Origin of the sequence: Microbacterium sp. HSID17254, assembly GCF_003989315.1 — a bacterium.
Classification (GTDB): Bacteria; Actinomycetota; Actinomycetes; order Actinomycetales; family Microbacteriaceae; genus Microbacterium.
Map to the genome: position 1 here is coordinate 51,279 of NZ_RBLT01000010.1, position 14,169 is coordinate 65,447.

Consider the following 14,169-nt stretch of genomic DNA (forward strand, 5'->3'; position numbering starts at 1 on the left):
GTCAGTTCCTTCCTGCAGTGGCGAGAGCGCTCAGGACCGCATCCGCCTCGGGCTCCACCGTTGTCCATCCGAGTGAGGCGAGTGTCTTTCGATCGTCATCGTTCAGACCCCAGGCGGTCGCGACGCGCTCATCCTCCCAGACGAAAGAGAACGGGATGCCGTCGCCCAGCTCGAGTCCCATCCTCGGAATCGGGATGCCGGGGGCGGCGGCGAGTTCGGCGATCAGCGCCTTCTCGGACGAGGTCGCACCCTCGGCGAGGGTCTTCCACTCGATGCTGACGTCCGTGAGCGTGAGGTCGACGCGCCCGAGCGGGCTGTTCGCGACTGTGTCGGTTCCCGCATCAGCGACCTGGGAAAGCGCAAGAATCTCAACACCGCTGAGGTCTTGTCGCCAACCGATCACGTTCGACAGATGCAACCAGAGCCGCCATGCGTCCGCGAATCCTTCGGCGCCGACAGCGGCGTCGCGGTCGTCGATGATCAGGGCGAACTCCGAGACGCCCTGGTCGCCCACTCGAGTCGCATAGACGAGAGCACCGCGATCCACGATCCATCTCATCGCGTCGTCGGAAGGCGAATCGGCTGTCCCGCGCAAGGTCGCGGCTGCGGCTTCCACGGGCGTGACGCCGGGTGCCACTGTGCCGGCGCTCTTCGTCATCATGGGGAGAGCGCGAGCGATCTTGTCGCGCCGCTTCGCCTCACCTGCTGGGTCTTGCATCCACTCCATGAGCGTCGTCAACGGATCGGCGTGGAGTCGGTCGAGCTGCACCAGAGGCAGTTGGTACATCGGTGCGACCTGCTCGGCGAAACCGGGATCGATCCAGTCGCGGGGGAGTGCGTCATCATCCTGCAGATCGGCCCATGTCACGGCGAGCACCCGGTGTCCGCCGTTGCGGGCGAGGGTGCGCTTCTCGGCATCTTCGGCGAGCTTGTTGTGCAGGACGCTGGCGTGGAATGCCTTCCCGTCGGTGTAGATCGCGATCGGCTCGGCTCCGCCTCCGTGCTGCTCCAGGACGAAGTCGGGCTTCGTGAACCCGAGCGACACCTGCGGACTCAGCTTCCAGATGCGCGAGTCGCCCGGGAAGCTGATCTGGACCTTATTGCCCCAGTCGCCGGGCTTCTCCTTGACGGTTCCGCCGAGCTTCTTAGCTCGTTCGATGAAGCGCTTGCGGAACAACTGTTCGATCACAGGTTCATCGAGCACGACTCCCGGGTCCTGTTCGACCGGCACGAAGGCGTGGGGTTCACCGTCGTCTCCCACGCGCAGCAGCTTCGCGAGCGCCTGCTCGGCGCTTGCCCGCGAGACGATGCTGGTGTTCCCGCCCGCATACGGTAACAGGCATCGGTGGCAGGCGGCGCGCTGCTCGCCGCGGCACTCGCAGTCGCGGACGATCCCCCATGCAGTCGACAGCAGCTCGAACATGCGGTCAGGATCGGCGAGTTCGGCGAGATAGCCGGTGCCTCCCGGCACCGCGTCGTGCACGAGCAGGGATTCCGCGGTGGTGTCGTCGCCGACGGGCTCGACCGTCGAGATGACGCGAAGGTGATCGGGGTCGCCGCCCATCATCTCGCGCAGACCGCGCATCAGCGCGGCCGCCAGGCTCGGCACGGCGAGCGAGTCGCCGAGCGTGATCCCGATCGGGAGTCGCAGGAACGTGCCCTGCGTGACGAGTGTGCGGCTCAGCGCGAGAGGAATGGTGTGCTCCCGGGTCTCCCGCCGGCGTGCGCACCAAGAACGGTGATCGCTCGGGCGGTTGCCCCCCGACTGCGAGTCCTGCTTGCCGCACGTGTCACACACACGGAACAGCGGAGCGTAATGCTCCCGTCCGGCGATGATCCGTGCCTCGCCGCCAGCGCTCTGACGTCCGAGGTTGAGCCACCGGATCGTCAGGTCGCGAGCACAGGTGACACCGAAATGCGTCTCGTCGTCGAACCAACGCCTGGCCACGCCCGCCGGGTCGAGATCTGCGGCGACCTGCACGGTGAATCGCGTTCGTCGACGCTCGTCGCTGCGGTCGTTGATCGATGCCTCGTCGCGGCGCGCGATGGCCGACACCGTGTGGAGTTCGACCACCCGGAGTCGCTGGGCGACGTCGTTCAGCCCCTTCGCGCCGCACCGCGGACAGGTGTTCACGGCGTCGCCCGTCGCGAGGTTGCGACCGTGGCCGCATCGCGAGCAGAACGTCCATTCCTGCACGGCCTCGCCACCGGGGCCGAGGTCGACGGCGTCGATCTCGATCTCCAGGCCCTGGGCGTAGAAGAAGGCGCCCGGTGCGAGCTCCTGGATCGCGACCGAGGCTCCGCGCCGGTAGCTCACCGGATCCTCCTGCCAGCTCCCGGTCTCCGGGTCGACCCACGAGATGGCCGCGTCGAGCGTCACGGAATCGTCGAGCAGGGTGTAGTTCGGCAGCAGTCCGAAGCGCTCGAGCGAGGCGACCCAGTGGTCGCTGTGCAGCTCGCTGAGCTGACGGCCCAGCATGCGGTGGGTGATCTGCGCGGTGCGCAGCGCCTCGTCGGCGTCCGGCTCGAGACCGAGTTCCGCGGCTGCCTCCAGATCAGGGATCGCGTCGGCGATCTCCTTGCGACGGAAGGCCAGGGCTTCGATCTGCTTGTTCCAGCGCTGCACGGCATCGCGCACCGTGTCGGCAAGCGGCGAGGTGCCGTCATCGCCGACGGGCGTGGCGAACGCACGGAGCCGGTCTGCCGTCGTCGGTTCGATCCCGGGCAGGGCCGCGAGGAACTTCTCGACGTACTGCTCGTGATGGCCGTCCGCGTCGGCGATCAGATCACCGAGAAGTGTGCCCCGCTCGCTGGACGCCAACACGTCGTGCGTGTCGGACTGCGTCAGCAACCCGGCGCCGGTGCGTCGGTCGAGCAGCGATGCGATGTACTGGCGCTGCACGATCTCCTGAGCATCGAGATAGGTGGCCGGCGGACGGACTGCACCGTTGATGACCGACAGCGGGTCACCCATGCGGGGCAGCTGATCGCCCCGACCGGTGACGGTGGCGATCGACAGAGCGTTGCCTGTGAGGCGTCCGGCGCGGCCGACGCGCTGCAGGTACGAGGCCACGGTTCGTGGCAGGCCCGCGAGCATCACGGTCGACAGGTCGCCGATGTCGATGCCCATCTCGAGCGTCGGGGTGGCCACCAGCACGTTCGGTGCGGACGGGTCTTCGTCCGAGGACTTGAATGCGTTCTCGTACGACAATCTCAGATCGTCGTCGAGGAGGCCGGTGTGCTCGCGGGCGACGACGCGCCGCATCTGCCCCTCGTCGTACAGGCCGCGGTAATAGTTCTGACCGGTCTGCGCCGTGCGCAGACTGCCGGGGCATCGTGCCGACATGCACGGCCCGTCGCGCAGAGCCGCCACTGCGAGGGGGAGCCCCGTGATCGGGTTCTGGCAGACGTCGCAGACGAGACGGGTGCGGCCATCGGCGAGCTCGGTGTCGGTCACCGGCGCGACGATCACGGATACCGGCGGGATGGCGTAGACGGTCGCTGAGCCGGTCGAGATGCTCATCGCGTGCAACAGCCCATCTTTCGCCAGCGAGGCCAGGAGTGCGGCGGTGAGTGCCGACCCTTCGGCCGCCGTGACCGAGAGTGCCTTGCGTGCCCACGTGGCGAACCAGCTCTGCGACGACGACACCACGTCGAGGTGCGTGCGGTGCCCGTCCGAGCCCGTCGGCGCGTGCGGTCCGACGCGCGGGAAGGCAGGCGCCTCGCGCCCGGGTGGGAAGGCAGGCATGCCCGTGCTACGTGGGCGTCCACCCCACACGTTCCATCGCCGACCGTCTTCGGCGATGTACTTCGAGAACCACTCGTGCTCGACAGCACCGCGCTCGCGCATGCGTTCCAGCACACCGCGCACCCAGCGCAGCACGATCGTCGAGTCCGCATCAGCCGCCGAAAGTCCGTCGAGGGTCTCGGAGCCTCCGTCGACCAACACCTTGCGGCCGAGGGCCTCGAGCTTCGCGTCGGACGCGTCAACTCCGGCTGCGAGGCTGCCGGTGAGTTCGAGCGTGCGTCCGACGCGGGAGTGCAGGCCGAACTCCATCGCCACGTCGAAGAGCAGACGTCGATTGATGCGTGTGCGCACCTGCGTCGGTACCTGGCGCAGGGTGTCGCTCGACCAGAACGGCGCGAAGTCCTCGCGCTCCACGAGCTCAGGGGCCACGAGGCGGTACCTTGCATCGCGATCGTCGCCCGCCTGCTGCACCATTCGGATGACGATCTCGTCCAGCGGAGCGGGCTGATCGCCGACTGCCCGCCGGATGGCGTTGCGCAGCGCGAACACGTGCGCACGACTCTGCACGAATCCGGCCCGATGTGCAGCGTCTTGCACGCTGTCGGTGAAGATGAGGGCCTTCTTCTCCGCACGGTCGAGCTGTGCGTCGCCGAACAGCGTGGTCACGATCACGCTGAGCATCGTCGCCATGGCCGAACCGAGGAAGCGAATACCGTCACGACGCTGACACGCCGGACACACGTCATCGCGCGAGTCGTCGCTCGCGTCGTCGCCGCTCAGAGTCAGGACGGGCAGGTGGACCGCAGTGCCGTCCTCGTCTTCGGGGATCGTCGCTGACACGCGACGCAGTTCGGGATCGAACCAGGCGAGGCCAGTGACCGGGGTGCCGGACTCGTGGGACTCCGCTTCGCCGGGAGCATGCAGCAGCGCCCGGAAGCGACTGCGTGTCTCGCGGGAGGCGTGGTTGCGGCGGATGTTCTCGTCATCGGCCGACAGGTCGTTGCCGGCCGGTGCGAGCTCGACACCCCAGCCGCTGCGTCCGCAGTGTCGGCAGTAGATCGCCGGAAACACGGCGAACTCGCCGTCGGCGATCAGGGCATCACTCGGTCCGTCATCCGACCAGGAGAACCGCACGATCGGAGATGCGGCTCGATCGATGCGAGTCAGTTCACGCACCCACAGGTTGAGGTCGATCGAGAGCGCCGAGCGACCGACACGTGCGCGCACATGGCTGAGCATCGCGAACACGCGGGTGAGGAAGGTGCGTCGCAGATCGCGCCGCGACTCGAACGTCTCGTCGGTACCGAGACCGCGCGGCAGCAGCTGCTCAGCGAGATCGTCGATCGAGATGGCCTTATCCGCGATCCGCGCGATGGAGTGGATCAGGGGGTGGGCAGCGACACTCGCCAGGAGATCCTCGCTCGACAGTTTCCCCCATTCGACGGACTCAGACGGCGCGTCGGGATCGGTCGATGCCGGGTACAGGTGATCGAGCACGATCGCGGCGACCTCTGCCGAGGATGCGTCCTCGGCGATCTCGGCCTCAGCGATGGCGGTGGCCATGGCGTTGTTGATACCTGCCGCCGCGGTCGTCGGAACCCGGCCGGCGGCGCGGGCGTTCTGGATCCACTGGCGGGCCGATTGGCGGGTCTCGGTGACGACGCTCTCCGCGTCGAACGGTCGGCCGAACACGGTCTCGGCGAACGTGAGCATGCCCGACGGATCCCCGTCGTCGCCCAGAGTCGCACTGGTCGCGATCGGCGTCACGTCGCCCAGCGGAAAGGCTCCGAACGCGGGGTCGAGTGGGCGTGCGCTTCCGCGAGAGCGACGCAGCGCGAGCCCGAGTCGCCGCAGCAACATCGCGACATCGGTGCCCTGCGCGCCGTCGTAGGTGTGGAACTCGTCGAGTACCAGGTATTGCAGGCCCTGCGCCATCGCTTCGACGAGCGGTCGGTCGGTCGGTCGCAGCAGCACCTGATCGAGCATCTTGTAGTTGGTGAGCAGGATGTCGGGCGGATCGTCGCGGATCGTCTCGCGGTGGTTGATGAGACCGTCGTCGGTGACCCGCGTGCGTTTCGCGCCCGCCTGCTCGCCGGTGTAGAGCGCGGCGCGCACGCCCTTGAGGGCACCGTGTCCGCGGATCATCTCGGCGATGCGTCGCGCCTGGTCGTTCGCCAGTGCATTCATCGGATAGAGGATGAGAGCCTTCACGCCGTCAGCACCTGCGGCCTTCGCCCGCAGCACATGATCGAGGATCGGATACAGGAACGCCTCGGTCTTCCCCGAGCCGGTACCGGTGACGACGAGCGTCGGAAGGGGGTGTGCCTTGACCGATCCGTCGGGCTGATCGCCGAGGTTCGAGCTGCTGAGACGACGAAATGCCTCGGCCTGGTGACCGTAGGGCGTGTGTCCCTCGTACCAGTCGAGTGTCTCGCGCCATCCGTCGTCCGCCGTTCGGAACGGGATGCGTGCCCGGACGAACGGCCCGCGGAAGATGCCTGCTTCGGGGTCGGTGAGGAACTCGGTGAGTGACCGCTGTGCGTCGACGTCCGACAGCGCGAAGGTGGTCGTAAGGTAGTCGGTCAGAGCCTCGCGGATCTGCACCGCCTCACGCGAGGGAAGCAGTTCACTCACGACCGCTCCTGCAGGATCTTCTCGAAGTGCGCGTAGGCCTGACGCATGTCGGCCTCACGGTCGAGCGTGACGAACGGCAGCTCGTACTTATAGGTGTTACCCGACGCATTCGTGGCGGTGCGCTCCTCCTGTGAGATCGTCTCGCCCTTCTGTCGCCAGACCTTGAGCACGTCGTTCGGGACGAGTCGTCCGTTGGCGTCGTAGAAGTAGGCGTTGCGATCGTAGCCGAAGAGCACCGCGAACTGGGTGCGGTAGATCGTGCAGAGTTCGTCGGCGGTGATGCCGAGGGAAAGCGCGACGATGGCGTCGATCTCGACCTGCGCCTGGCGGCGGTCCGATGCTCGGCGCAGGGGGACTTCGGGGGTCCAATCGGGAGCGCTCAATCCGAGTTTCGGTCGCCCCGGGTACTCAAATCCACCGGCCCACTCGTCGTCCGCTCTCGGCTCAAGTGAAGACCAAAAGTCGCCGAACACATTGGTCAGACTCTGTAGCCGCCCGAATCGATTGTGAGCTTCTCCCCGCAAGGATGGATGAACGGCAAGAGGCAATCGGTAGAACACATTCTGATAGATGCCGCTCTTCGGAGCGGCCCGCACCGCGGCATCGCTAACGATGCTCATCGCCGACACCGCGGCGTCAGCGAGACCTGTGCCGCTCGTTTCGACTGCTCCGACCGAGAAAACTCCGTTGATGTGTGCTGTTCCAGGTGGAATGATCGCCGCGATGAGGGTCCGCTCGCCGGTATTGGCAGCCATGGCCCGCCACGCGATGCGATAGCGGTCGCGCGCAGGGATTCGGTCCGGGCCCCAGTGCGTGTAGGCGGCGTCGTATTCGGCGCGCGGCTTGGCGGGCTTGTAGGAGGTGACGGGCATCGCATTCGGCGCGAGCGTCTCTAGGTCCACCGGTGACCAGTCCTGATTGTGGAGCATCGTCGAGTTCGGTGACTTGTAGTACGGGTTGCCGATGAACAGGTGCGGGCCCTGCAGGATCGCTTGGTCCCACGACTCCACCTCGCCCCAGTGCACGTCGAACACGCCCTTCTTGCGGTCGATGCTCTCATCCCAGCCGCGCGAGAACTCGAGCCCGAGCGATCCGAGCCGGGGCGCGTCGGCGAGTTTCGCCAGCACCGCCGCCGTGGCCTGGTTGACCGCGTAGACCATTCGCGTCCTTCGGATCGGCGTGGACTCGTCCTCGAGAAGCCCGTGCCATGACCGAAGCACTTCGTCGTCGACGATCGTGATGCGACCGCTGTGTGCGCTGAGATCCCACTTGCCGTCGACGTTCTTGATCCCTGGTTCCGGCCCATCGCCATTGTGTCGAAGGGATCCGACTACCGTCTCCGGGTGGTACAGGTTCGTCGCCATGCTGAACTGCGGTTTCTGTGCAGCGCCGTACACATGCACGCCGTACGAGACGAGGTGGTGGATCTCGAACAATGAGAGCTCGTTGATGAACTGCCAGTGACGTCGCAGGTGCTCATACGTCGCTTGGCGCAGGTAACCCGCCTTCTCATCCGTGAAGTGGCTCTCCGGGTGGATCAGAGCTACAGCCCCCGTGGGACTGAGATGAGACCAGGTCAGCTCCATGAAGCATCGGTAGAGATCCGGCTGCAGACCGGCCAGGTGCGGATAGAGGATCGGAGAACCGACGAACGCGGCAGTGCACGCGACATCGGCGGTGCCGTCGACGACAAGGTCGCGGATTCCTTCGATGGCGAGCGTCTGCTCGCGTTTGGCCTTGACCTCTGCCTGGGTCGGCTTGACCGCCAACTGCCACCACGGGTCTCCTTCCGCCATCAGGGCATCTACGTCAGACCGAGGCCGAACCCATGGCGGATTCCCGACCTGCAGATCGAAGCCGCTCTGTGCGAAGACTCCCGCGAAGTCGAGCTCCCAGTGGAAGAAGCCGTTCGCTTCGGCGATGCGCTCGGTGACCCGAAGCCATGGATGACTTGTCAGAGCGTCCTCGACATCGAGTGCGCTCGACCAGGCGAGGTCGTCCTTCTCGGCTTCGGCGAGGTCATCCCACCCTGCCGGCAGGCCGAACTGCTGGGCTCCCTCACCCGCCTTGCGTGCAGTTGTGCGCGAGTGGCCGCCGATGAGTGCGGTGACCCCGTCAAGCCACTCGTCGAGGTTCGGTGGTGGGGTCCCCTGGGTGAGGTCGTCGGTGAGCGGCCAGAACCACAGGGCGCACCACGCGTCCATCACTCTTCTCAGACGCCGGTACGCCCCGCTGTCGTCATTCAGGAACGCCTCGACCTCGGCGCGGCCGACGACTGCTTCGTCACCCTCGCGTGGCGGTCGAGGATCGTTCCAGAGAGTCAGCTCGCGAGAGACCTGTCGCTCGGCGATCTCGAGGCGGCGCAGCGTGAATTGCCACAGCGCCTCGACCCGATGCCCGAGGCCGACCAGTCGCTCGAGCTGCCTCTTCGACGGCTTCGCGCGGGTCGCCTTGCGCCACTCGCGAAGTGTGGAGTGTGCCTCGGGTGCGAGGTCCCTGGTTTCCTTCGCGTCGACTGCGGCACCCCAGCCCTCGGCGGGCAGGAGGAAGTGATGGATCTTGCCTGAAGTCGCGCTCCCGATCCGACCGTCGCGCATGTCGTCGACGAGAGTCGAGACGGGTATGTCGGCCGGGGTGTCCTTCAACCACGCCTTGTCGATGACCTGCTTCTGCGAGTACACCGCTCGCCGGGCACCGATGAGCGAGTTGCCCCGCCGCAGCCGGAGGCCGAACCACGGCGCTTGAAGCCCGTCGACCATGGTGTCGAGCCAGAGGGATATCTCGGCGAGCTCGACGGCGGTCGCGTTCAAGTCGACCCCGTACACCTGGTGCAGAGCGATCGCGGCCTTGACCTTCTGCAGCTCACGCGGACGCTCGTCGGGGTCGATGCGTTCACCGACTTCCTGCTCGCGACGGCTGAGGTACTCGTCGGCGAGTTGGCGCACCGCCTCGATGGCGAACGCGCCCGAGCCGAGCGCGGGCTCGCACACAGTCAGGCTCAGGATCTCTTCGGCCGACGTGGTGTGACCGTCCTGATCGAGCAGCTCTTCGAGCGCCTGACCGACCACGAACTTCGTCAGGACTTCGGGGGAGTAATACGAGGCCGACGTCTGGCGTTCACGGCCCGACAGGCGGAAGACGAACTCGCCGCCTCGATATCGTCGCTGTACCCGCTCGTGAGTGATCGGGTCCTCGGTCATCACGAAGTGCTGCTTGGCGATGTCGTGCGCGCGTTCGACGGGCACGACCCACGAGCCCTTCGACGAGTCGCCGTCCTTCGCCACCTCGAACAGGTCGGTCTCAGCGAAGAAGCCGCTGTACGACATCAGGCCCTCATACACGGCGCCGAGCTGGTTGATGCCGAGGTCGGCGTACGAGATGAAACCCCGGTCCCCACCCTTCTTCGTCCGCTCCTCGCGCGTGAGCAACAGCAGTGAGAGCACGCGCTGCAGTGCCCCGTCGCCGAGTTTCACCGCATCGATCACGGCGACCGACTCGCGTCGGAACAGATCTGCACTCAGCGGGTGGAACTCGAGCCCCTCGGGGAGCTCAGCCTCGTCGGCAGGGGCAGCCTTCCCATGGCCGACGTCGACCAGGCGGAACAGGGTGTCGAGCGATTCGTGCAGATGAGTGCGGTGTCGGGATTCCTCGCCGAGCTCGACGAGAACGAGCTCGCGGAGCCGGTCGAGGCCGTACCCCAGGGCGTACTCGGGTGCACCGACGGGAAGCACGCGCAGTTCGGGCGACGCCTCGGCGAACAGCAGGAACAGCACGCGGTAGAGATATCTCAGCGACTGTCGGGCAAGCGTGTTCGCCTCGCTCGCGGGCAACGGGTCGAGTCCCTGAGCTGCGCGGCGGCGCACGACCTCGTTGGCGACGATCTCGATCGATTCCCGCACACCGTCGCGGAGGTCCTTGGAGACGCCGACGGTGTGCTTGACCGAGTCTTCGAGCGTCTCGGCCCACCACGTGGTGCCGTCGACATCGGGTGAGACGGATTCGGCGGCGAGTACGGCGACGGCGCGATCGAACTCGCCACCTCGCTTCTTCACCTCGTTGCGGTCGAGCACGAGCTGAAGATCTACGGCGAGGTAGCGCCCCTCGGCCCAGCGCTCGCGCTCGACGACGAGCGCCTTCGCGCCGCTGAGCACAACAGCGAACGCGGGAGCGTCATCACTGGTGAACAACCACGAGAGAGCTCGCGCCGCCGACAGGACCTCGCCGGTCTCATCGTCCGGCAGGAACGGCTCGAGCAGGGTCGGCCGGTTCTTCGACAGCAGGTCGACCACGTCGGCGACGGGGCGAGCGAAGACAAGCGCGGCCGACACCTCGGTGGCGTCCTTCGGCGCGAGCAGGGTGATCGGCCCGTTCGTCTCGCGGCGCCAACGAGCGTCCTCGTAGCCGAGGGCAGCGGCGAGGGGTGCCAGTACCTCGCTGCGATGGCGGTCGGCATCGACCTCGATCGCCGCATCGTCGTCGGCATCCGTGTCGACCGCGGAGAGCAGCGCCGTGAGTGCGCCTCCGGCCGCCGCGATGCGTGATCGCGGCGTCTTCTCTCCTGCGCTCTCGCGCTCGTCCCAATCCTTGCGGCGCGCGATGACACGGCCCTGGAAAGACTGCTTCGCAGACTCGGTGTTGAAGTAGTGCTCGCTGATCCAGTCCTCGCCGACGATGAACGCATCCGATGCCATCTCAGGCCTCCTCAGGAACGACGACGAGCAGGGGTCGGGCGAGATGCCGCGACGGGAGCATCGAACGCGCTGTGAGTTCCTCGTCCTTCACCGCGGAGCGCCGACCCTTGAGGTCCGCTCGCTGGACGAGGTCACCCGACGTCTCGATCCACGAGTCCACGCGCTGGGACCATTCGTCGACCCGCCGGCGTGCGTCTGCCGCCGCGGCCTCGGTGGTCACCTCGAGATGCGCCACAGCTCGGTCCACCGCCCGCGGGATGAGATACTGCAGCGCCTCGACGTCGTCGATCGCGCCCGGATTGGTCTGGGCCGAAGTGATGCCGAGGTCTGCGAGGGCCTCTCCGGCACTCGCGTAGGGGTGGATCATGCCGCCCGCGACGGTCACGAAGCTGGTCGCGATCACCTGACCTCGGGCGTTGCTGAGAGTGCCGAGCAGCAGCACGGTCGGCATCGGTACGTCACCGCGCACGACGTAGACCTCGTTCCTACCGAGCTTCGCGAGCACGCGATCACCCGCCCAGTCGAGCACGGGATGCAACGGCCCGAGGTAATGCGTGTCCGGCCACAGGCTCTGGCGCTCCGCGGTGTCGTCACGCGCGTCCTTCAGCGAGGCCTTGGCCCGGGTCTCCGTGGTCGCGAGCTTCATGTCGCCGAGCACCTTGCGCTCCTGCAGGTAGCTCTGCGGCAGGACAGTCAGTCGTTGCTTGAGGTCGTCGGTCGGGCTCAGTTCGACCATGCCGTACCCGGAGTGGACCTTCCAGTCCACGCCGCCCGCGCCGAGGTTCTCCGCGGGTGTCTCGAACACCTCGTGCAGGGCGGACTGCAGGTAGTCGGCATCCGATTCGAAGAGCCCGGTGGTGCCGCCGTCGTCGACGGTGGCGGACACCACGGCAGGGATCGACTCGGTGTATCCCTGCAGGAATGCCCGCCACGGGTCGTCGGACTCGACCGAGACATCAGCGATCCCCGGAACGACGTCATCGAGCGAGTTGCCCTTCATCAGCGCCTGCTCGATCGCCTTCTCTTCGGCGGCGACACTGTACGCCCCCATGAGGACGGCTGCATCACCGAGCGCGCCGTGGGCCTCGTTCTCGCGCTCGACGAGGCGCTGCAGCACCCGCATATCGCCGGAGAAACGCTGATTCGACGGGCTCAGCAGCAGGGTGGTGATCTGCGGTGGGTGCTGCTGACCGTACCGATCGATGCGGCCGTTGCGCTGTTCGATGCGGATGAGGCTCCAGGGGATGTCGAAGTGGACCAGTTCATGGCACTGCGAGTGCAGGTTCACACCCTCCGACGCGATGTCGCCGGTGATCAGCACACGGATCGGTGACGACGACTGCTTGAACGACTCGACCACGGCCTGCTGTTCGACATCGGACAGGCCACCGTGCAGGATCTCGACCTGCTCCTCCTTGAGCTTGAGCTCGTCGCGGAGGCGGTGTTGCAACCAGTGGAGGGTCGCGACTCGCTCCGAGAAGATGACCACTCGTTCGGCCGAACTACGCGCGATGCCGATCTGCTTCAGGTACGTGACGAGTCTCATCAGCTTCGCCGACTCGCCCTCGGTGCTGTCCTTCGCCAGAGTTTCCAGTCGCCTGAGCGCCTCGATCTCTCGATCTTGCTCGAGAGTGCGCGAGTCGCCGAGGGTGCGGATGCGGTTGCGCACGGACTCGAGCAGAGCCGGTGGGCTCGACAGGTACGCCTTCGCCAGCGTCCAGGGGAAGAGTCCCTTGTTGTCCCCTGAGTATGGGCTACTCACCTGCGGATAGAGCCAGACCTCGGCGAGCTCGTCGGCGACGGCGTCCTCCGCAGGCGACGCGGCGACGACCAGATGCTGCAGCTCCTTGCGCTCCGCCCACTGGTCACCGACCTCACGTTTGACCTCGTCGGAATAGCGGTGCCGGCGGATCACGAGGCGATCGAGTGCCCGAGGATCCACATCACCGTCCGGCGAGACGGCGGTCGGCTCGAGAAGGCGGATGAGCTCGGCGAACGATTCCTTACGGCCGTTGTGCGGCGTCGCCGATGCGAGGATCAGGGCTTCGGTGTTCGGGGCGAGCACGCGGGCGAGGGCATTGTTCTTGGTGGCGCCGGTGAGGTTGTGCGACTCGTCGATGACGACGGCATCCCACTGTTGTCGGCGCAGATGATTGAGGTAGCGCTCCTGCTTGAGGGTGTCGACCGAGATGATCACGCGCTTGTAGAGGCTGAACGGGTTGCGGGTGGCCGGCAGCTTCTGGCGCACCCGCTGGATGCCGACGGAGTCGAGGCGGACGAACGGCAGTGCGAAACGGGTCCACATCTCGAACTGCATCTGCTCGAGCACGTGCTTCGGGGTGACGATGAGGATGCGCTCTCCGCGTCCGCGACGCACGAGCTCGGAGAGGATCATTCCGATCTCGATCGTCTTGCCGAGGCCCACCGTGTCGGCGAGGAGGACGCGAGGGCGAAGCTGTTCCGAACTCAGAGCCTTGCGCACGGCACTGCGCTGATAGCCGAGGGTGTCGGTGAGCATCCGCGTCGACACCGAGAGGCTCCCGTCGCCGAGCGGCAGCGGAGTGCGACGCAGCGTGGATTCGAGCCAGAGGCGGGTGCTTCGATGCCCGGGAGACGAGTCGGACCGCAGCCGTGCCGCTCGCGGATCGAGCGGCACGATGTCGTCGAGGCCCTCGTAGAACGCGGCGCGAGTGTCACGTACGAGCTCGGAGATGCCGGTCACCTCGACCAGCAGGCCGTCCTGCGTCGGATCGACCTTGGTCACGAGCCAGTCCGCGTCGCGGACGGTGACGATCGAGCCGGGGGCCACGTTGAGAGCGCTCTGAGCGGCATCCGACTGCGATGTCTGCACGACTTCGTCCCTCCCCTGACCGGCCGGCGGTCGATCCGCTCTCCGCCATCGTAGCGATCCGAGGTCGCTCGAGGAGTTTGTCGATTCGTCGGATGTTCGACTGCTCGACTTCATGCGAACGGATGAAACCTCCTCCATAATGATCGCCAGGGGGTGGCGTTCGAAGCGGAATGTCTGAGGTCCTCCGTAACGTCACTCGGCTGAGCACTCGCCTCGGCGCGGAATTGATCCGCTGACAGGAGGAG

General features: G+C 66.6%; 3 protein-coding genes. All 3 read right to left on the bottom strand.

Translation table 11 applies throughout. The annotated features are described in order from the left end of the window. Position 1: 1 nt before the first annotated feature. The 3 genes from D8M34_RS08090 to D8M34_RS08100 are packed head-to-tail and all read right to left on the bottom strand — an operon-like array spanning position 2 to position 13,924. Entirely contained in the window at positions 2-6,382 is a 6,381-nt protein-coding gene (locus tag D8M34_RS08090; protein WP_126893692.1) for a DEAD/DEAH box helicase, read from the bottom strand. Beyond that, entirely contained in the window at positions 6,379-11,073 is a 4,695-nt protein-coding gene (locus tag D8M34_RS08095) for an Eco57I restriction-modification methylase domain-containing protein (protein WP_126893693.1), read from the bottom strand. The genes D8M34_RS08090 and D8M34_RS08095 overlap by 4 nt, the downstream gene beginning before the upstream one ends. Before the next feature lies 1 nt (position 11,074). Further along, a complete protein-coding gene (locus D8M34_RS08100) occupies positions 11,075-13,924 on the bottom strand; it encodes a helicase-related protein (RefSeq protein WP_238695621.1) in 2,850 nt (949 codons plus the stop codon). Positions 13,925-14,169: the final 245 nt, after the last annotated feature.